This window comes from Ruegeria sp. AG7 (genome assembly GCF_056541545.1).
In genome coordinates this window covers 82,753-100,654 of the sequence record NZ_JBQFYP010000006.1, presented here as the reverse complement: position 1 = coordinate 100,654, position 17,902 = coordinate 82,753, and the positions used below count along the sequence as shown (strand labels likewise).

Genomic DNA, 17,902 nt, shown 5'->3' with positions numbered 1-17,902 from the left:
CTCAGCCCCCCTGCATCGGCGCGACAACTTCGATCCGGTCGCCATCGGTCAGTTTGTGCGCAATGCGCAGGCTTGACGGCACGAAATCTTCGTTCACGGCGGTGGCCACACGGCCCGAGAAGCCGCATTCCAGCAACAGATCCGACAGGGTTTCAGCGCGCACGTCCCGCGTCTCGCCGTTAAGCACGATCTTCATCGACCATCTCCGAATGTGTGTTGTCCAATGCCAGATCAGCGACACCCCGCGCCAACGCAGGGGCCAGCAGATAGCCATGGCGATAAAGCCCGTTGGCATAGATTGTCCGACCCAAGCGCCGGATACGCGGCAGGTTGTCCGGAAAAGCGGGGCGCAGGTCGACACCGATCTCCAGCACCTCGGCCTCGCCAAAGGCCGGGTTCACGGCATAGGCCGCGCTGAGCAGTTCCAGCATCGAGCGGGCGGTGATGCGGCTGCTGTCCTCGGATTCGATCATGGTTGCACCCAGCATGTAGACGCCGTCCCCGCGCGGAACGATGTAGAGCGGCATCCGCGGATGCAACAGCCGCACCGGGCGCGAAAGGTTCACATCGGGGCAGCGGAGAACCAGCATTTCACCCTTCACGCCGCGTAGGTCATGCAGATATTCGCGCGCGTGCAGGCCCCGGCAGTCAATGGCGTTGTCCAGTTGCGCCGGAGCCAGCTTTCGGTGGAATTCCACGCCTGCGCCTTGCAGGTGACGATGCAGATCGCGCAATGCCTGGCGAGGATCAAGGTGCGCTTCGTTTTCAAAATACAGAGCTTTGCTAAACTTGCTCAGATCAGGCTCTAATTTGATTATTTTCGCGCGATCAAACTCGCTGAACCCTTCGGTCCTGCGTGCAAACCGACGCAGGTCGGGCAGGTCACGTGCGTTGGCAACAACAAGGGTTCCACTTCTGTTTACCTGCGTTCGCTGCACCCACCATTCGATGGCTTCCAGCCCCAGCCGCAGAACCGGTTCTTCCGCATTTTCATATTCACACCAAGGCGCCAGCATCCCACCGGCCCACCAGGAACACCCATGCGGGCCGGGCGGGCCGCCCGGATCAAAAACCTGCACCCTTGCGCCGCGTGACACAAGCTCACTGGCCACGGCCAGACCCGCAACGCCTGCACCTATGACCGACCAGAGCGTCACGCGGGCCAGATCCGATGGAAGTGGTGCACAGGGCCGTGCCCGGCACCAATCTTCAGCTCATCCGCCCGCGCGATGGCCCCTTGGAGATAATCATGCGCCTGCGCGACCGCATCCCTCAGCGGCAGGCCCCTGGCCAGTCCGGCGGCGATCGATGACGACAGGGTGCATCCGGTTCCGTGGGTGTTCTTCGTGTTCTGACGCGGGGCCTGAAACGCGGCCACGATACCTGAGGGGTCGACCAGCAGATCGTGGCAGACATCGCCGGACCCATGCCCGCCCTTCATCAAAACCGCACCTGCGCCCAGATCACACAGGGCCTGGCCTTGTGCGGCCATCTCGTCCGGTGATTGCGCCGGTGTCGCATCCAGCAAACACGCCGCTTCGGGCAGATTGGGTGTCAGCACAGTCGCTGCTGGCACCATCACTTCGCGCAGCGTCCGGACCGCTTCCTGCGCCAGCAAGGCATCTCCGGATTTTGCGATCATGACGGGATCAAGAATTATGGGGCCCTTGAACGTTTCCAGACCTCGAGCCACTGCGTGAATGATCTCTGGCGTGGCAAGCATACCGATCTTAATGGCCTTCACGTCCAGATCACTCAGCACCGCGTCGATTTGAGCAGCAATGACATCCAGAGGAACCCCATGCACCGCAGTGACGGCTTGCGTGTTCTGCGCTGTAATGGCGGTAATGACGCTTGCGCCGAATACACCCAACGCGGACATCGCTTTCAGATCGGCCTGAATCCCGGCGCCTCCGCCACTGTCAGACCCAGCAATGGTCAGGGCAATTGCCGCCATTTCGTTGCTCCATCTTTTTTGGGCAACGAGGTAAGGAAAACGTCTGTGTTCATAAGACCGTTCCCTACGCCGGAATTGCCCGGATCAGGTTCGATGGGTTAGCGCGGCTGCGCCTCTCAGCCCTGATACGGGCACCCCAACGGTTGTCGTGGACAATTTCAGGGTCGACGGTCGGAATCAAGACCCAATTTGGCAAATGCATTGCCACTTTTGGTCATCTGATAAGGCCAATTGAGTGTCTTTAGGGAGTGTTTTGCGAGGCTCTGCCTCGCGCTCCGGGATATTTAGAGCCAGATGAATAACGGATCCCTGCTTCATCTGGCTGGAAATATCCCGGGGGAGGCGCCCGGAACGGGCGGCGGGGGCAGAGCCCCCGGGTAACCCTGGTTGTCAGCTTTTCATACCGTCCCAGAAGGATTTGACGGATGAGAAAAAGCTTTTTGATTCCGGGTGGTTGTCTTCGCCCAAATCATCAAACTCGCGCAGAAGTTCTTTCTGGCGGGTGGTCAAGTTGACCGGGGTTTCAACCGCCAGTTCGATGAACATGTCGCCAACACCGCCGCCGCGCAATGCGGGCATGCCTTTGCCGCGAAGACGCATTTGCCGACCCGACTGGCTGCCAGCCGGGATCTGCACCCGCCCACGCCCGCCATCGATTGTCGGAACCTCGATCGATCCGCCCAGCGCGGCCTTGGCCATGCTGACCGGTACACGGCAATAAAGGTTTACGCTGTCGCGTTCGAACAACTTGTGATCAGACACTTCCACAAAGATGTAGAGGTCGCCCGGAGGGCCACCGCGCATTCCGGCCTCGCCTTCACCCGCCAGTCGAATACGCGTTCCGGTTTCGACACCAGCGGGGATGTTGACCGACAAAGCGCGATCTTTTTCGACGCGGCCTGCACCCTTACAGGATTTGCAGGGGTTCTTGATGATCTGACCCAGACCCGAACAGGTGGGGCAAGTTCGTTCGACCGTAAAGAAGCCCTGTTGCGCCCGCACCTTACCCATACCGGAACAGGTGGGGCAGGTTGTCGGCTCGACCCCGCCTTCTGCACCGGTTCCTTCGCAGGAGGAACAAGCCACGGCTGTAGGTACATTGATGGTTTTCTGCTGGCCCGAGAACGCCTCTTCCAGCGATACGCGCAGGTTATAGCGCAGGTCAGAGCCGCGCGCGGCGCGTCGGCCGCCACCACCACGTTGCCCGCCCATGAAATCGCCGAACAGGTCGTCGAATACATCCGAGAACGCGCTGGAGAAATCGCCCTGCCCAAAGCCGCCGCCAGGCCGACCACCGCCGCCCATGCCGTTTTCAAATGCGGCATGGCCAAAGCGATCATAGGCCGCCTTTTTATCGGCATCGCGCAGCACGTCATAAGCCTCGTTGGCTTCCTTGAACTGCGCCTCGGCATCCGGGTTGTCCTTGTTGCGGTCCGGATGCAACTCTTTGGCTTTCGTGCGAAAACCTTTCTTGATCTCATCCGCCGAAGCGCCCTTGGACACACCGAGCACTTCGTAATAGTCGCGTTTTGACATCAGTATTTCCTTCTGCCTCAACGTAAATAGGCCGGCCCGGCATCCGGACCGGCCCACATTGGCCCGGTTACCCGTTAGTTACGCTTTTCGTCGTCCAGATCTTCAAACTCGGCATCGACGATATCGTCATCACCATGTGCGGCATCCGCTGCGACAGGCTCGTCCTCGGCCTCTTCGGACTGCGCCTTGTAGATGGCCTCACCCAGCTTCATCGCTGCTTCGGTGACATTCTGGATGCCAGACTTGATCTTGTCGGCATTGTTGGTTTCCAGCTCGTCCCTGAGTGCGGCGATGGCCAGTTCGATGGCTTCGATCGTGGTCGGGTCGACTTTGTCGGCATGCTCTTCCATCGACTTTTCGGTCGAGTGGATGAGGCTTTCCGCCTGGTTCTTGGCGTCGACTAGCTCGCGGCGTTCCTTGTCGGCTTCCGCGTTCTCTTCGGCGTCCTTGACCATCTTTTCGATGTCTTCGTCGGACAGACCGCCCGATGCCTGGATGGTGATCTTCTGTTCTTTGCCGGTGCCTTTGTCCTTGGCCGAAACCGAGACAATGCCGTTGGCGTCGATGTCGAAGGTCACCTCGATCTGGGGCATGCCGCGCGGTGCGGGCGGGATGTCTTCGAGGTTGAACTGACCCAGGATCTTGTTGTCCGCAGCCATTTCACGTTCGCCCTGGAACACGCGGATGGTCACGGCGTTCTGGTTGTCCTCGGCAGTCGAGAAGACCTGAGACTTTTTCGTCGGGATCGTGGTGTTGCGGTCGATCAGGCGAGTGAACACGCCACCCAGCGTCTCGATGCCCAGCGACAGCGGGGTCACATCCAGCAGAACCACGTCCTTGACATCGCCCTGCAGAACACCGGCCTGAATGGCGGCACCCATGGCAACCACTTCGTCCGGGTTCACACCCTTGTGCGGCTCTTTGCCGAAGAACTTGGTGACTTCTTCGATCACTTTCGGCATCCGGGTCATACCACCGACCAGAACAACCTCGTCCACGTCAGCAGCCGACAGACCTGCGTCTTTCAGAGCAGCTTGGCACGGCTTCATCGACTTCTTGATCAGATCACCGACCAGAGATTCCAGCTTGGCACGGGTCAGTTTCATGACCATGTGCAGCGGCTGACCGTTCGAACCCATCGAGATGAACGGCTGGTTGATCTCGGTCTGCGAGGTCGAGCTGAGTTCGATCTTGGCTTTTTCCGCGGCTTCTTTCAGACGCTGCAGGGCCATCTTGTCAGCAGACAGATCGACACCGTGTTCCTTTTTGAACTCATCCGCCAGGTAGTTGACGATGCGCATGTCAAAGTCTTCACCGCCCAGGAAGGTGTCGCCGTTGGTCGATTTGACCTCGAACAGGCCGTCGTCAATTTCCAGAATGGTCACGTCGAAGGTACCACCACCAAGGTCATAGACTGCGATGGTTTGGGTTTCCTGCTTGTCCAGACCATAGGCCAGAGCGGCAGCTGTCGGTTCGTTAATGATCCGCAGCACTTCCAGACCGGCGATTTTACCGGCGTCTTTGGTGGCCTGACGCTGTGCGTCGTTGAAGTATGCGGGAACGGTGATGACCGCCTGCGTGACTTCCTCACCCAGATAGCTTTCCGCGGTTTCCTTCATCTTACCCAGAGTGAAGGCCGAGATCTGGCTTGGGGAGTATTTTTCACCGCGGGCCTGAACCCACGCGTCGCCATTGCCACCATCAACGATGGTATAAGGCACCATTTTCTTGTCTTTTTCGACTTCGGCATCATCCACACGACGGCCGATCAGGCGCTTGACGCCAAAGATCGTGTTGTCGGGGTTGGTGACCGCCTGACGCTTTGCAGGCTGACCGACCAGTCGCTCATCTTCAGTGAAGGCGACGATCGAGGGCGTGGTCCGCGCCCCTTCGGCGTTTTCGATAACCTTCGGCTGCGAACCGTCCATGATGGCCACGCACGAGTTTGTGGTCCCGAGGTCAATCCCGATTACTTTTCCCATTTTTGCAATCCCTTTCTCTTCAAGGCGATGTCTCGACGACAGGACCCGTTACGGCATCCCGCCCCCGATCTGATGTGCGCGACAGCACTACCATCGCGCGTCCCGGCGTATATAAGGGCGAGACCTGAGGCCTGCAAGCACCGTAGAACGCAGGTTTTAGGGATTCTGATGCCTTTTTTGGCAAGGAATTGGAAAGGATTGGGGTTTCCGGAATGGCGCGATTGGTTTTGCGGGGGTTCGATATCAGGAAAGGTTATCTTGATCCTGCGGCCCAGTCGCGGGTGATCGCGGATTTGCGCCCGATTCTGAAAGCCGCGCCCCTGTTCCGACCGGTTACTCCTTCGGGCAAGGAGATGTCAGTTCGGATGACCTCGGCAGGCGATCTGGGTTGGGTGACCGACAAGGCGGGGTACCGGTATCAGGATCAGCACCCCAAAGGTGGTGACTGGCCGGAAATCCCCGCCGCCATTCTGGATATCTGGCGCGATCTGGTCAGCACCGAGCGAGCGCCCGATTGCTGTTTGATCAACTACTACGGGGAAGGCGCAAAAATGGGCCTGCACCAGGACAAGGACGAGGCAGATTTTTCATGGCCCGTCCTGTCGGTTTCGCTGGGCGACGATGCCTTGTTTCGGATTGGCAGCACGACGCGCGGCGGCAAGACCGAGTCGATCTGGCTGAGCTCGGGGGATGTGGTCGTCATGGGCGGTCCGGCGCGGCTTGCCTATCACGGTGTGGATCGGATCAGGTTCGGATCCTCGCGCCTGCTGCCCAAAGGCGGGCGCATAAATCTTACGCTGCGGGTGGCGCGTTAGCGGCGCGCATTCCAGCTTTTCGAGACGTGCTGACGGGTAAAGAATTCACCCATAAGACCGATCATCAACAGGGCGATTCCAACCCAGGCCGCGTATTCCCAGCTGGTGTTTCTTGGATAATAGTTGCGGAACACGAACCCGCGGGTCTGGTCGATGATGTGAAACAGCGGGTTCCAGGCAAACATCATCAACAGCCCGCCACCCAATGCGTTCGCAATGAACATCTTGCCGGAAAACACCATGTTCAGACGGCGATATATATTGGTTAGCATCGAAACGGTCGTCGGGGCCCACGGTTTCAACGCCATGAACACAAGCCCCACCGCGCAGCCGGTAAACCAGGCCAGCACCAGCATTGCGAAGGCGCCGCCGGGGTTCTGCACCTCAAGCGGAGCAACCGCGACACTGTAGACGAACAGGATGATGAACATGGCCAGCAGGAACTTATAGAAAGTGCTGAAGGCCGCCGCGAGAATCGTGACCATTACGTTCATCGGCGAATGCAGCATCATCGGGTTATTGGAGGATCCAACCCCGGAAATCGCGCCGATCGATTGTATGTGCAACATGAACGGGAACACACCCGACAGGACATACAGCAGAAATTCGCCCCTGATCCTGGCGACCCCGCCCCGGCCCATCAGCGACATAAGCAGATAGAAGGTGACCATCATCACCAGCAATTGCACAACGTTAAGCAGGATCGCGATCACCGCATTCGGATGCTGCGCGCGCACGTTCCGCACCACCGCGTGGAACACCAGTTCCGCAGTCGTCAGTGCACCGCCCAGCAGCGTTTGATTGCGCTTGTAATAGAACACTTAAAGGGTCTTTCCTGCCTCGTCGTCCCTAACCTGGCATGAATATCTTGCCGTTCGGTAACCGTCGCATCATAAGTCGGTCACGAGTTTGGATCAACAAACCACAGGAACGGAGCATTTTTGTGACCTACGACGCGCTTATTCCCGTCATCCGGCGTCTGGCCCTTGAGGCAGGCGACAGGATCATGGAAATCTATGAGGCAGACGATTTCGACGTCAAAGTCAAATCAGACTCCAGCCCTGTGACCGAAGCGGATGAGGCAGCCGATGCGCTGATTTCAGCCGGGTTGCGTCAGGCCTTCCCCGATATCCTGCTGATCACCGAAGAACAGGCCGCCTCGCATTCCGAAAAGGGGGATACCTTTTTGATTGTCGATCCGCTGGATGGCACCAAGGAATTCATCAACCGCCGTGGCGATTTCACCGTCAACATCGCACTGGTCGAGAACGGAACGCCGACACGGGGCGTGGTCTATGCCCCAGCGCGGGGTCGCATGTTCTATACGCAGCCCGATGGTCAGGCGGTCGAGGAAACGGGCGCGTTTGACAAGGATGCACCCGGCACCCTGACCCCAATATCAGTCTCTAACCCGGACAATTCCGCGCTTTTGGTCGTGGCGTCAAAGTCGCACCGGGATCAGGCCACCGAGGATTACATCAACAAGTATCAGGTCAAGGACAGCAAAAGCGCTGGATCGTCTCTCAAGTTCTGTCTGGTTGCGACGGGCGAGGCGGATCTTTATCCGCGGGTCGGGCGCACGATGGAATGGGATACGGCGGCAGGGCACGCGGTACTGGCCGGGGCCGGAGGCCGGGTTGTGCGGTTTGACGATCACGCGCCGCTTCTCTATGGCAAAGAGGGCTATGCGAACCCGTTTTTTATCGCGTACGCTCCGGGTGTTAAGTTGAAGGAGGCCTGATGTCAGTTCTGATCGCCATCCCCGCCCGCTATGCCTCGACCCGCTATCCGGGCAAGCCATTGGTGCCGCTGACCGGCGCGACCGGCGTTTCGATGACACTGATCGAACGGTCCTGGCGGGCGGCCACTTCTGTCGCGGGCGTGGACAGGGTTGTGGTCGCAACCGATGACGACCGCATCCGCGAGCTGTCCGAAGGCTTTGGCGCCGAGGTGGTGATGACCTCGGAAAATTGCCAGAACGGCACCGAACGCTGCGCCGAGACGCACAAGGTTCTGGGCAGCGGATATGACATCGTGGTCAACCTTCAGGGCGATGCACCCCTGACACCGCATTGGTTTGTCGAGGACCTGATCACGGGGCTGCGCGCGGCACCCGATGCTGGCGTGGCCACACCGGTCCTGCGTTGCGACGGGGATGCTTTGAACAGCCTGCTGAACGACCGCAAACATGGCCGCGTTGGCGGAACAACCGCCGTGTTCGGGCGCGACAACAGCGCGATGTATTTCTCGAAAGAGGTCGTGCCTTTCACCTCAGAAACCTATGGCGGGGATGAACCCACGCCGGTGTTTCACCATGTCGGCGTCTATGCCTATCGGCCCGATGCGTTGGCGGCCTATCCGGGCTGGCCAACAGGCCCTCTGGAAAAGCTGGAAGGTCTTGAACAACTCAGGTTCATGGAAAATGGCCGCAAGGTTCTGTGCGTCGAGGTTGACGCCAAGAGCCGTCAGTTCTGGGAGCTGAACAACCCGCAGGACGTGCCCAAGATCGAAGAGATGATGGCTGCGATGGGGCTGGAGTAGCCGGTTTTGCCCATGACGCCCCGCGGTTCCCATATCTCGATGACAGGCAATCTGGTTCCAAAGGACGCTTCATGAAACCAATCCTCGTGACCGGTGGTGCCGGATATATCGGGTCGCATGCCTGCAAGGCGCTTGCGCAGGCGGGCTATGTTCCCGTGACCTATGACAATCTGGTCACCGGCTGGCAGGATGCGGTGAAATACGGGCCGTTTGAACAGGGCGACCTGTTGGACCGGGCACGCCTGGACGAGGTATTTGCCAAACACAAGCCGGTTGCGGTGATGCATTTTGCGGCGCTCAGCCAAGTGGGCGACGCGATGCAGCAGCCCGGTTTGTACTGGTCGAACAATGTCACCGGATCGCTGACGCTGATCGAGGCTGCGGTTGCGGCGGGCTGTCTGGATTTCGTGTTCTCGTCCACATGCGCCACCTATGGCGAGCATGACAATGTGGTGCTGGACGAGGCCACCGCCCAACACCCGCTGAATGCCTATGGTGCATCAAAGCGCGCGATCGAGGACATCCTGAGGGATTTCGAAGCGGCCCATGGGCTGCGCCATGTCATTTTCCGGTATTTCAACGTTGCTGGTGCCGATCCCGAAGGCGAAGTGGGCGAGTTTCACCGGCCTGAAACCCATCTGATCCCCCTGATGCTGGATGCGATTGATGGCAAGCGCGAGGGTTTGACCGTTTTTGGCACCGATTACGATACGCCGGACGGCACATGTATTCGCGATTATGTCCATGTCTGTGATCTGGTCGACGCACATGTTCTGGGGCTGGGCTGGCTGGAACAGGGAAAAGAAAGCCGTGTTTTCAATCTGGGCACCGGCTCGGGGTTTTCCGTGCTTGAGGTGATCGAGCATTCCAAGTCCGTCACCAACCGCTCGGTGCCGTATTCGGTCGGTGCCCGTCGGGCGGGCGATTGCACCAAGCTGGTTTCCGGCTCTGTCCGCGCCCAAACCGAACTGGGATGGAAGCCGAAAAGGTCAACGTTAGAGACGATGATTGCGGATGCCTGGCGCTGGCATCAGAACGGCCACTACGAGAAATGAGGCCCCGGTGACGTCCAATACGGTTCAGACACTCCCTGATATCGGTTGGCGACAGGAATACCGGTTGCGATGGAAACGGCGACGCCTTCTTTGGCGCTCGATGCGCAGCCGACATCAACTGACCTGCCTGAAAGATCAGACAAGCAGGATACGGGGCGGCGACGTGCTGGCCTTTACCACCTTGCGCAATGAGATTACCCGCCTGCCCTGGTTCTTCCGTCACTACCGCCAGCTGGGCGTGAACCATTTTCTGATCGTCGACAACGGCAGCGATGACGGCTCGGCTGACTACCTGCAAGGGCAACCGGATGTGTCCCTTTGGCAGACCCGGTCCAGCTATCGCGGATCACGCTTTGGGCTGGACTGGCTCAGCTGGCTACAGATGCGTTACGGCCATGGCCACTGGTGCCTGATGGTCGATGCGGATGAGTTGCTGGTTTATGCCCGGCACGACCGCCATTCCCTGCATGAGCTCACAGAATGGCTGGACCGGCAGGGGCGGGTCGGGTTTGGCGCTTTGATGCTGGATCTGTATCCAAAAGGGCCGTTGGGCGGCCAAACCTATGACCCGGAAACGGACCCGATCGAGGTGCTGAACTGGTTTGACGCAGGCCCGTATCGTGCGCAGCGGCAAAGCCCGATGGGAAACCTGTGGGTTCAGGGCGGCGCACGCGAGCGGGTGTTTTTTGCCCAGACGCAGCAGCGATCCCCGACGCTGAACAAGATCCCGCTCATGCACTGGTCGCGGCGCTATGCCTATGTAAACTCGTGCCATTCCGCCCTGCCCCGCCGCCTGAACGCAGAGTATGACGGGCCGGGCGGCGACACCCCGTCCGGCGTTCTGCTGCACACGAAATTTCTGCCGGACATTATTGAAAAGTCCAAAACTGAAAAGCTGCGCCGCCAGCATTTTCATGACCCGAACCAGTTCGGCGCGTATTACGATCAGATACTCAATCAACCAGACATGTGGACCCCGCTTTCAGTGCGATATACCGGCTGGTCGCAGTTGCTGGAGATGGGGCTGATGCGTGACGGCGGCTGGCGTTGAAAACAAATCGAGGGGGATCAACGGCACCTTTACCATTTCCGGGGTTTAAAAAAGTTGCCTCAGAAGAGGTAGAAGTGGCATAAACCGACAATGTCCTGTCGCAACCAAAGGTCACGGCAGGTTCGGGGAAAGCTCGCGTCATAATAAAGGTTGGGCAGTCGCGTGAGCCTGTTTGATTCATACAAGATGAGATTGCGGCGCAAGCGCCGTATTCTGCGCTGCCTCAGACGTCGGCGCGAACTTAAGCCCGCCAGCACCAACACGTCTGCCATCCGCCGTGACGATATCCTGTTGATGAGCGTTGTGCGAAACGAGAAAATTCGCCTGCCCTACTTTCTGGAATATTACCGCAAACTGGGCATCGACCATTTTCTGTTCATCGACAATGACAGCGATGACGGCAGTTTCGAATTCCTGAAAGAGCAGGCCGATGTATCGGTCTGGCGGACGACAAGCAGCTACAAACGTGCAAGCTATGGTCTTGACTGGTCGAATTACCTTTTGCGCAAATACGCGCATGGACATTGGGTTCTGAGCGTCGACCCGGATGAGTTTTTCATCTACCCCTTCTGCGACACCCGCCCGATCCGCGCCTTGACAGACTGGCTGGACGGAAGTGCCGTGCGCAGCTTTGGCACCATGCTGATCGACATGTATCCCGAAGGGCCTGTCGATGCCGAAACCTATCGCGAGGGGCAGGATCCCTTTGAAATCGCACGGTGGTTCGATCCGGGGAATTACACGATCACCAAGAACCCCGATTACAAGAACCTGTGGATTCAGGGGGGCGCGCGGGCGCGGGTGTTCTTTCGCGACAAGCCATCCAAAGCCCCGGCACTGAACAAGATCCCGCTGGTCAAATGGGATCGGCGGTATGTCTATGTCAGCTCGACCCACTCGCTTTTGCCGCGCGGGCTGAATCAGGTGTACGACGAATGGGGTGGGGAAAAGGCCAGCGGTTCTTTGCTTCATGCCAAGCTGATCGACACCCTTGGCGACAAGGCACGCGAAGAATTGCAGCGCAGCCAGCACTATAGCGGTTCGGGCGAATACAAGGCCTATGCCGCACAGCTTGAAGACAAGCCCGTATTCTGGTGCGAATGGTCTGAGGCCTATATCAACTGGCGGCAGCTTGAGATTCTGGGCCTGATGTCAAAAGGAAACTGGGCATGAGCGGTCTGGGCATCGTCATGCTGGTTCATACCTCGCTGGACCGGGCCGAACAGGTCGCGCGTCATTGGACCGCTGCCGGATGCCCGGTTGTGATCCATGTGGATCGCAAGGTGCCCGGTGAAGAATTTGCGCGATGCGTCGCGTCCTGTTCCGACAACCCCCGGATCGCATTTTCTGACCGGCATCAATGCGACTGGGGCGGGTGGGGCATCGTTGCTGCCTCACAAAGCGCGTCCGAACTGATGCTGGAGCAATTTCCGGAAACGCGCCACGTCTTCCTGTCGTCGGGGGCCTGCCTGCCGCTGCGCCCGGTTCAGGAGCTGATCGATTACCTGGCCGACCGGCCTCGTGTCGATTTCATCGAAAGCGCGACAACGTCTGATGTCAGCTGGACAATCGGCGGGTTGGATCATGAGAGGTTTACGCTACGGTTCCCGTTTTCCTGGCGAAAACAGCGCGGATTGTTCGACGCATATGTAAAGCTTCAGCGCGCGGTCGGGTTTCGCAGGAAAATCCCCGACGGTCTCGTCCCGCATATGGGCAGCCAGTGGTGGTGCCTGACCCGTCAAACACTGTCTGCCATTCTACAGGACCCCAAGCGCAAACAATATGACAGCTACTTCCGCCATGTGTGGATTCCGGATGAAAGCTATTTCCAGACATTGGCGCGGCTGTATTCTACACATATCGAGAGCCGATCCCTGACCCTGTCCAAGTTCGACTATCAGGGCCGACCGCACATTTTTTACGACGATCATCTGCAATTGCTGCGGCGATCAGACTGTTTTGTTGCCCGCAAGATCTGGCCCCGTGCGGAACGGCTGTATCAGGCGTTTCTGACCGATCAGGCCAGTGCGATGAAACCGGCAGAACCCAATCCCGGCAAGATTGACCGCGTGTTTTCCAAGGCGGTCGAGCGGCGGACACGGGGGCGTGACGGGCTTTACATGCAAAGCCGGTTTCCCCGGCACGGCAGTGAAAACGGCCTTACCTCGTCACCCTATTCCGTATTTCAGGGCTTTTCCGAACTGTTTGAAGATTTCGAAGATTGGCTGGCCGCGGCCACTGGCACTCGCGTGCACGGGCATCTGTTTGGACCCGAGCGTGCGGAATTTGCAAAGGGTGAAACCATCACAAACGGTGCGCTTAGCGATTGTGCTTTGCTGCGCGATTACAATCCGACGGCCTTTCTGTCGAATCTGATCTGGAACACACGCGGCGAACGCCAGTGTTTCCAGTTCAGCCCCCGCGACACGCAGGACATCAATTGGTTTCTGGCGCGGGACAAGAATGCGCAAATCTCGGTCATCACCGGGGCCTGGGCAATTCCGCTATTCCGGTCGAACCTGAATTTTTCGGATATCCGGTGCGAGGCCGCGCGTCTGCAACAGATCGAAACCAAACAGCTTGAGGTTCTGACCTCGGTCTGGACCAAGGCGCGGATGCGCAGTTGGTCTCTGGCCGATTTCATTGAAGCACCGATGGAGCCCTTGCAGACAATCCTGGACGAGATTGGCGCGCATCAGGCCAGCCACCTGACCGAAGTGCCCACCATGGTCGATCTGTCCGGGTTCGGGAAGTTCCTGCAAAACCTCAAGAACCAGGGAATGCACCCTTACCTGATGGGCGATTTTCCTTCGGACGATGTGTTCGGCCGTCAGACGAAACCCTATCGCAAACCCTATCTGGTGCAGTAAACATCCATGCCGGCCAATTTTGACTACTTCGTTGTTCTGGCTGCCATGCGCACAGGGTCGAACCTGCTTGAGGCCAATCTGAACGCGCTGGACGGGGTTTCCTGCCATGGCGAAGCCTTCAACCCGCATTTTGCCGGCAACCTGAAATCCGATACCCTTCTGGGTCTGTCGCTGGAAGACCGCGATGCAGATCCGATGCGGCTGTTGAAGGCAATCCGTTCGGCACCGGGTGACTTGAACGGTTTTCGGTATTTCCAAGACCACGATCCACGCATTCTGAAGCCAGTGCTGAACGATCCGCGCTGTGCCAAGATCATTCTCACGCGCAATCCGCTGGACAGTTTTCTGTCCCTGAAGATCGCGCGCGCCACGCAGCAATGGCTGCTGAAGAACGTGAAGCGCCGAGTCGATGCACAGGTTGCGTTCGACGGGGCCGAGTTTTCTGAGTATCTGGATCAGGTCCACAGCCACCAGCACATGTTGCGGCGGCATTTACAGAAGACCGGTCAGTCTGCCTTTTTCATTACCTATGACGACCTGGCCGAGTTGGACGTTCTGAACGGTCTGGCCGCATGGCTGGGGGTTGAGGCTCGGCTGAGCAAACTTGACGATACTCTGAAACCGCAAAACCCGGCTCCTGCCGTATCGAAAGTCACCAACCCCGATGAGATGCAAGACGCCCTGTCCAAGCTGGACAGGTTCGGATTGCACCAGCCCGCCCGTTTCGAACCAAACCGGGGCGCGGCGGTGCCGCAATACGTCGCCGCAGCCAGATCAACATTGATGTATTTGCCCATTCGCGGCGGAATAGAGCCTATTATTGTTCAATGGATGGCCGAGCTGGATGGCTGTTCTACTGACGATCTGGTCACAAACCGGAACCGCAAGGAAATCCGCGCTTGGATGCAAGACCACCCCGGACACCGGAAGTTCACCGTGTTGCGCCACCCGCTGGCACGGGCGCATTCGGCGTTCTGCCAGTACATTCTGGATACCGGGGCGGGCAGTTACAAGATGGTCCGCAATTATCTGCGCAACCGCCTTGACCTGCCGATCCCAGGGCAGGTGCGCGACAACAATTACTCGGTCGAACAGCATCGGAATGCATTTCTGGCGTTCCTCGGGTTCCTGCGCATGAACCTCAAAGGTCAGACGCCGATCCGCGTTGACGGGACGTGGTGCAGCCAGTCCCGCACGCTGGATGGCATTGCCAGCTTTCTGATGCCCGACGTGATTCTGCGGGAAGAGGAGCTGATCACGGCTCTGCCGGATCTGGCCCGCTCAACAGGCCACCCCAATCCGCCGGTTCCGGGCCCGTGCGCGCAAGATGTTCCGTATACGCTGGATCAGATCTATGACGAACAGCTTGAAGCGCTGGCATCCGAGGTCTACCAGCACGACTATGAAACATTCGGGATTGCAGCGTGGGCGCCTGTGCCCCCTAAGGGCGCAGAGTGATCAGCGTCCCTCGGTTGACCATCGCATAGATTTCTTCGATCTCGTCATTCTTGACCGCGATGCATCCCGCGGTCCAATCCGGAGTTTTCTTGGCGCGTTTGAACTCGGATCGCAGATTTGGCTGCCCGTGAATGAAGATGTCCCCACCCGGATCAACTCCCTCAGCCTTGGCCTTGGCGATGTCCTGAGAGTTGGGATACGATATCCCGATAGACAGGTGATACCGGCTGTTGGGGTTGTGCCGATCGATCAGGTAACTTCCTTCGGGTGTGCGGCCGTCTCCGCGTTTGGTTTTTGTGCCCTGCGGCGCAAATCCCAGATCCACATCATATTCCTTGAGGACTTTTTCGTGGTGCAACAAATAAAGTTTGCGCGCGCCCTTGTTGACCACCAGCGAGGTGACCTCGGGCCCATCATAAGTCAGAAAATTTGGTCGGGCTGATGCACAAGCCGAAAGGCCCAGCGTTGCCATCGCCCCCAATCCGAATGCTCGACGATCCATGTTTCACTGCCTGCTTTGTTTTTTGGGGCTTATTATGCCAAAAAACGCGAAAACTGAAATCACTTTTTGATGTTCAAGTTTTCGGTCAGATGCCGCTCGATGCTCTCCAAGCGTTCCAGAACCTCATCACGATACGCATCAGTTTTGACCTCATCCTCTGCATGGTGCGCGTCCTGCATGGAATTTACGATCAGACCCACCAATAGGTTCACCACCGCAAAGGTGGTGACCATAATGAAGGGGACGAAGAACAGCCAGGCATAGGGATAAACCTCCATCACCGGGCGGACGATCCCCATCGACCAGCTTTCCAGCGTCATGATCTGAAACAGTGTATAGGCTGACCGGCCAAGATCGCCGAACCAATCCGGGAAGGTTGCCGAGAACAGCTTGGTCGAGATCACGGCACCGATATAGAACAGAATTGCCATCAGCAGGAACACACTGGCCATTCCCGGCAGGGCCGAGATGAACCCTTCAACCACCCGGCGCAGTCTTGGCGCAACGGAAATCACGCGCAATACCCGCAGGATTCGCAGGGCTCGCAAAACGGACAGGCCTCCGGCGCTGGGAACAAGCGCAATGCCGACGATCAGGAAATCGAAATTGTTCCAACCGTTTGTGAAAAACCTGCGTCCGGTCGCGGTCAGCTTCATGGCGATTTCCGCCACAAAGATCGCAAGGCACAGCTTGTCCAGCATCACGATCAGCGGCCCGGCGGCTTCCATCAGGGTCGGCGACGTCTCCATCCCCAAAAGCACTGCGTTAAAGATGATGACAGCCGTTATGAATTGCCCGAATGCAGGCGCTTCGATGATGTTCAGCAGACGCTGTCTGAAACCCATGGGTCGCTTTCTCCTGTCTGATCAAGATGCGGCGTTCAGGGTAAACCGCGCAGCAAGTTCCGTATGTGACGACCATCGAAACTGGTCAACGACCTGCACCCATTCAAGGGTATAGCCAGCGTTAACCAATATTTTTGCATCGCGCGCGAAGGTGACGGGGTTGCACGAGACATAGGCAATCACCGGGCGTCTGGCCTGTGCCAGCTCGGCCACCTGCGCCTCGGCACCGGCGCGGGGCGGGTCCAGTACGATTGCGTCAAACGATTTCAGTTCATCCGGCATCAACGGACGACGGAACAGGTCGCGGGCCTCGGTCGTCACGCGTTTCAGACCTTGCGCCCTGCGCCAGCCCTGATCCAGTACCTGCATCATCTCTGCGGCACCTTCGACCGCGTGAACCTCGACTTTTTCTGCCAGAGGCAATGAGAATGTGCCGCTGCCCGCAAACAGGTCAACAATCCGTTTCGCACCCCGTGTTGCCTCGGAAACGACCTGTAATAGAGCCTGTTCTCCGTCTTTGGTCGCCTGAAGGAAGGCACCGGGCGGCGGCGTGACGACGGCGGCCCCAAAGCGCTGAACCGGAGCGTGGCGCATGGCGATCACTTCACCATCCCAGCTGAGCCGCGCCAGACCGTGTTTTTCGGTTTCTTGCGCCAGTGCCAGCTCCAGCGGCCCATCCAAAGGCTTGCCGCCCTTGACGGCCACATCCAGCCCGCCTTCGGACAGGGTGAGCGTGACGGCCAAGACGCCCTTGCGGCTGCCGCCCAGAACCGCCAGCGCCTCGGCCACGGAAATTGCGGCGATCAGGGCCGGGTCAAGCAAACGGCAGTCCGGGATTTCGGTGATCGTATCCGATGCACGTCCATGGAACCCGGCCAATGTGCCTTTCTTGGTCCGCCTGACGGCAATCGTGGCGCGTCGGCGTGAGTGTTCGGGAGATGTGTGTATCGGACGCATCGGCGCCTCAACCCCCTGCGCGGACAGGGCGTTGCGGACAATGCTCAGTTTCCAGTCGGCGACAAACGCATCAGAGGCGTGTTGCAACTGACAGCCACCGCAGGCTTTGTAATGGCGACACGGGGCCTTTACCCGGTCATCAGACGGCACCTCGACGCGGATATCGGTCAGCACCTGATCAACAAGGGTGCCGCTGACAACCTCACCCGGAAGGGTGCGCGGGGCATAAACGGGCCCATCAGCGATGCCGTCGCCCTGATGGCCAAGCCGGGTGATTGTGTAATACTGCGTCATGAGGCGCCTGATATCCGGGCTTTGGGTGCAACAAAACCC

Annotated in this window: 17 protein-coding genes and 1 riboswitch; of the genes, 8 read left to right on the top strand and 9 right to left on the bottom strand. The window is 58.5% G+C overall.

Translation table 11 applies throughout. From position 1 onward, the window contains the following. Position 1: 1 nt before the first annotated feature. From thiS to dnaK, 5 genes are all read right to left on the bottom strand, one after another. Positions 2–196 carry a sulfur carrier protein ThiS gene (thiS, locus tag ACR0BF_RS09955; RefSeq protein WP_480474356.1) on the bottom strand — a complete coding sequence of 65 codons (195 nt, stop codon included), beginning with the start codon at positions 194–196 and terminating at the stop codon, positions 2–4. Then, positions 180–1,157 carry a glycine oxidase ThiO gene (gene thiO / locus ACR0BF_RS09950; RefSeq protein ID WP_480624811.1) on the bottom strand — a complete coding sequence of 326 codons (978 nt, stop codon included), beginning with the start codon at positions 1,155–1,157 and terminating at the stop codon, positions 180–182. The genes thiS and thiO overlap by 17 nt, the downstream gene beginning before the upstream one ends. Further along, a complete protein-coding gene (thiD, locus tag ACR0BF_RS09945) occupies positions 1,154–1,957 on the bottom strand; it encodes a bifunctional hydroxymethylpyrimidine kinase/phosphomethylpyrimidine kinase (protein ID WP_480518182.1) in 804 nt (267 codons plus the stop codon). The genes thiO and thiD overlap by 4 nt, the downstream gene beginning before the upstream one ends. Before the next feature lie 44 nt (positions 1,958–2,001). Beyond that, positions 2,002–2,106: riboswitch (TPP riboswitch) on the bottom strand. A 241-nt stretch (positions 2,107–2,347) separates the two neighbouring features. Further along, complete coding sequence (gene dnaJ, locus ACR0BF_RS09940; RefSeq protein WP_480474359.1) at positions 2,348–3,493, bottom strand: molecular chaperone DnaJ; 1,146 nt, start codon at positions 3,491–3,493, stop codon at positions 2,348–2,350. A 74-nt stretch (positions 3,494–3,567) separates the two neighbouring features. Beyond that, positions 3,568–5,475, bottom strand: a complete 1,908-nt coding sequence (gene dnaK, locus ACR0BF_RS09935) for a molecular chaperone DnaK (RefSeq protein ID WP_480624810.1) — start codon at positions 5,473–5,475, stop codon at positions 3,568–3,570. Positions 5,476–5,687: 212 nt separating this feature from the next. Here dnaK and ACR0BF_RS09930 point away from each other — a divergent pair, with 212 nt between their 5' ends. Continuing rightward, on the top strand, positions 5,688–6,290 hold the full coding sequence (locus ACR0BF_RS09930; RefSeq protein WP_480554325.1) for an alpha-ketoglutarate-dependent dioxygenase AlkB family protein: 603 nt from the start codon (positions 5,688–5,690) through the stop codon (positions 6,288–6,290). On the opposite strand, the gene ACR0BF_RS09925 is transcribed toward ACR0BF_RS09930, so the two are convergent. Further along, a complete protein-coding gene (locus ACR0BF_RS09925) occupies positions 6,287–7,111 on the bottom strand; it encodes an ABC transporter permease (RefSeq protein WP_267364436.1) in 825 nt (274 codons plus the stop codon). The genes ACR0BF_RS09930 and ACR0BF_RS09925 overlap by 4 nt on opposite strands. 122 nt (positions 7,112–7,233) lie before the next feature. Here ACR0BF_RS09925 and cysQ point away from each other — a divergent pair, with 122 nt between their 5' ends. From cysQ to ACR0BF_RS09890, 7 genes are all read left to right on the top strand, one after another. Continuing rightward, entirely contained in the window at positions 7,234–8,031 is a 798-nt protein-coding gene (cysQ, locus tag ACR0BF_RS09920) for a 3'(2'),5'-bisphosphate nucleotidase CysQ (RefSeq protein ID WP_480624809.1), read from the top strand. After that, positions 8,031–8,831: a 3-deoxy-manno-octulosonate cytidylyltransferase family protein gene (locus ACR0BF_RS09915; protein ID WP_480624808.1), complete on the top strand. Its 801-nt coding sequence runs from the start codon at positions 8,031–8,033 to the stop codon at positions 8,829–8,831. Before cysQ ends, ACR0BF_RS09915 begins: the two co-directional genes overlap by 1 nt. Positions 8,832–8,902: 71 nt before the next feature. Beyond that, positions 8,903–9,886: a UDP-glucose 4-epimerase GalE gene (gene galE, locus ACR0BF_RS09910; protein ID WP_480624807.1), complete on the top strand. Its 984-nt coding sequence runs from the start codon at positions 8,903–8,905 to the stop codon at positions 9,884–9,886. 7 nt (positions 9,887–9,893) lie between these two features. Next, entirely contained in the window at positions 9,894–10,937 is a 1,044-nt protein-coding gene (locus ACR0BF_RS09905) for a glycosyltransferase family 2 protein (RefSeq protein ID WP_480624806.1), read from the top strand. A 186-nt stretch (positions 10,938–11,123) separates the two neighbouring features. Next, positions 11,124–12,110 carry a glycosyltransferase family 2 protein gene (locus ACR0BF_RS09900; RefSeq protein WP_480482893.1) on the top strand — a complete coding sequence of 329 codons (987 nt, stop codon included), beginning with the start codon at positions 11,124–11,126 and terminating at the stop codon, positions 12,108–12,110. Then, positions 12,107–13,807, top strand: a complete 1,701-nt coding sequence (locus tag ACR0BF_RS09895; protein WP_480474366.1) for a DUF5927 domain-containing protein — start codon at positions 12,107–12,109, stop codon at positions 13,805–13,807. The genes ACR0BF_RS09900 and ACR0BF_RS09895 overlap by 4 nt, the downstream gene beginning before the upstream one ends. A 6-nt stretch (positions 13,808–13,813) precedes the next feature. Then, positions 13,814–15,265, top strand: coding sequence for a nodulation protein NodH (locus ACR0BF_RS09890; protein WP_480624805.1), 1,452 nt, complete (start codon positions 13,814–13,816; stop codon positions 15,263–15,265). Here ACR0BF_RS09890 and ACR0BF_RS09885 read toward each other — a convergent pair. From ACR0BF_RS09885 to ACR0BF_RS09875, 3 genes are read right to left on the bottom strand one after another with little or no spacing between them, the layout of a single operon-like run. Then, positions 15,249–15,767, bottom strand: a complete 519-nt coding sequence (locus tag ACR0BF_RS09885) for a L,D-transpeptidase family protein (RefSeq protein ID WP_480474368.1) — start codon at positions 15,765–15,767, stop codon at positions 15,249–15,251. The genes ACR0BF_RS09890 and ACR0BF_RS09885 overlap by 17 nt on opposite strands. Before the next feature lie 59 nt (positions 15,768–15,826). Next, complete coding sequence (locus tag ACR0BF_RS09880; RefSeq protein WP_480482493.1) at positions 15,827–16,612, bottom strand: ion transporter; 786 nt, start codon at positions 16,610–16,612, stop codon at positions 15,827–15,829. A gap of 21 nt (positions 16,613–16,633) precedes the next feature. Further along, positions 16,634–17,863 (bottom strand): class I SAM-dependent RNA methyltransferase, encoded by a 1,230-nt coding sequence (locus tag ACR0BF_RS09875; RefSeq protein ID WP_480624804.1) that lies wholly within the window; start codon positions 17,861–17,863, stop codon positions 16,634–16,636. Positions 17,864–17,902: the final 39 nt, after the last annotated feature.